Annotated in this window: 2 protein-coding genes; both read left to right on the top strand. The window is 65.0% G+C overall.

Annotation, left to right across the window (positions count from 1 at the left end):
• Window positions 1-435 precede the first annotated feature (435 nt).
• Window positions 436-996 (top strand): PadR family transcriptional regulator, encoded by a 561-nt coding sequence (locus tag ACWEWT_RS38585; RefSeq protein ID WP_449905564.1) that lies wholly within the window; start codon window positions 436-438, stop codon window positions 994-996.
• The gene (locus ACWEWT_RS38580; protein ID WP_452565903.1) at window positions 989-2,080 is read left to right on the top strand and encodes an inositol-3-phosphate synthase; all 1,092 of its coding nucleotides are present in this window, start codon (window positions 989-991) and stop codon (window positions 2,078-2,080) included. Before ACWEWT_RS38585 ends, ACWEWT_RS38580 begins: the two co-directional genes overlap by 8 nt.
• The last annotated feature ends 139 nt before the right edge of the window (window positions 2,081-2,219 follow it).

The raw sequence follows: 2,219 nt of genomic DNA, 5'->3' as shown, positions 1-2,219 counted from the left end.
GGTGTGAGTGCTGCCGGGGTGCGCCGGGGGTGTGAGTGCTGCCGGGGTGCGCCGGGGGTGTGAGTGCTGCCGGGGTGCGCCGGGGGTGTGAGTGCCGGCGAGGTGCGCCGGGGGTGTGAGTGCCGGCGAGGTGCGCCGGGCGTGTGCGGATGTGCTGGCGTATGCGGGTGTGCGGGCGGCAATGGTTCCGGGGACTTCCCTCACGGCGGTGGGGAGAGTGCGGGACCACGTCGGTTCGGGGTGCGTGTGCGGGTTCGCTCGGCGCATGGGCGGCTGGTGGTGTGTGGGCTCCGGGGGCATCCACGGCCGGGATATATGCGTGCTGGGTGATCATGTGATGCATCGCGCTGAACTATGCGTTGTTATATCGGTCCGATATAGTGGGTAACTGCATCCATTGGTTAGGTCTGTACGGAAGTCAGGGGGTGAAGCCCGTTGCTCGAACTGGCAATCCTCGGGCTGCTCCTGGAATCGCCCATGCACGGCTACGAGCTGAAGAAACGGCTCACCGGTCTGCTCGGGGCGTTTCGGGCTTTTTCCTACGGATCGCTGTATCCGACGCTGAAACGTATGCGGGCGGATGGGCTGATCGCGGAGGAAGTACCCGAGGGACTGTCGACGACCCGCCGCGCCCGGCGGGTCTACCAGCTGACCCCTGCCGGTCGGGAGCGTTTCAACGACCTCCTGGCCGACACCGGTCCGCAGAACTACACCGATGACGGCTTCGGCGTTCACCTCGCCTTCTTCAGCCGCACTCCCGCGGAAGCACGGGTGCGGATCCTGGAGGGCAGGCGGCGTCAGGTCGAGGAGCGCCGAGAGGGGCTGCGGGAGGCGGTCAAGAAGGCGAGTGGATCGCTGGATCGCTACACCCGCCAACTCCATCAGCTCGGACTCGAATCAAGCGAGCGCGAAGTGCGCTGGCTCAACGAGTTGATTGCGGCGGAGCAATCGACGAAGGCGGCACCACAGAAAGAGGGAAATACCGGCCATGAGTAGTGGAGACACCAACAAGTCCAGTGTTCGCGTCGCCATCGTAGGTGTGGGCAACTGCGCTTCTTCGCTCGTCCAGGGCGTCCAGTACTACCGGGATGCCGACGATTCCACGACGGTGCCCGGACTGATGCATGTGCGGTTCGGCGAATACCACGTCCGGGACGTGCAGTTCGTGGCCGCCTTCGACGTGGACGCCAAGAAGGTCGGCTTCGACCTCTCGGAAGCGATCTTCGCCAGCGAGAACAACACCATCAAGATCTCCGATGTAGCGCCGCTCGGCGTGACGGTCCAGCGCGGCCCCACCCTCGACGGCATCGGCAAGTACTACGCCGAAACCATCGACCTGTCCGAATCCGAACCGGTCGACGTCGTCAAGGCCCTGAAGGACGCCGAGGTCGACGTCCTCGTTTCCTACCTGCCGGTCGGGTCGGAGGAAGCCGACAAGTTCTACGCCCAGTGCGCGATCGACGCCGGTGTGGCGTTCGTCAACGCGCTGCCGGTGTTCATCGCCTCGGATCCGGAATGGGCCGAGAAGTTCCGTGCGGCGGGCGTTCCGATCGTCGGCGACGACATCAAGAGCCAGGTCGGCGCCACCATCACCCACCGCGTGATGGCGAAACTGTTCGAGGACCGCGGTGTCCAGCTCGACCGCACGATGCAGCTGAATGTCGGCGGCAATATGGACTTCAAGAACATGCTCGAGCGTGAGCGCCTCGAATCGAAGAAGATCTCCAAGACGCAAGCTGTCACCAGCAACCTGCAGAAGGAAATGGGCGCCAACGATGTGCATATCGGCCCGTCCGACCATGTGGGCTGGCTCGACGACCGTAAATGGGCCTACGTCCGCCTCGAAGGCCGTGCCTTCGGTGATGTGCCGCTGAACCTGGAGTACAAGCTCGAGGTGTGGGACTCCCCGAACTCGGCCGGCATCATCATCGACGCGGTCCGCGCGGCGAAGATCGCCAAGGACCGCGGTATCGGTGGCCCGGTCATCCCGGCGTCGGCGTACCTGATGAAGTCCCCGCCGAAGCAGCTGCCCGACGATATCGCCCGGACGCAGCTCGAGGCTTTCATCATCGACGCGTAAGTCTTTCGGCCTCGACGACCGAGCGATCGAGACCCGAGGCGTGGCGAGCCACCCTCGAGCTGATCCGGGCGCACGGGCTGGCAGTCGGCGACGTGCAGGAAGGCACGTGGCGACGTATGCCGCCGATCGTGCGGCCGCT

The organism is Nocardia sp. NPDC003963, from assembly GCF_053605105.1.
Note: the sequence above shows the minus strand (reverse complement) of the source record. Positions and strands in the feature narration are given on the sequence as shown.

What these genes read in the sequence shown, in the direction of transcription:
- ACWEWT_RS38580 (WP_452565903.1), top strand. Translation starts at nt 989, where the DNA reads ATGAGTAGTGGAGACACCAACAAGTCCAGTGTTCGCGTCGCCATCGTA.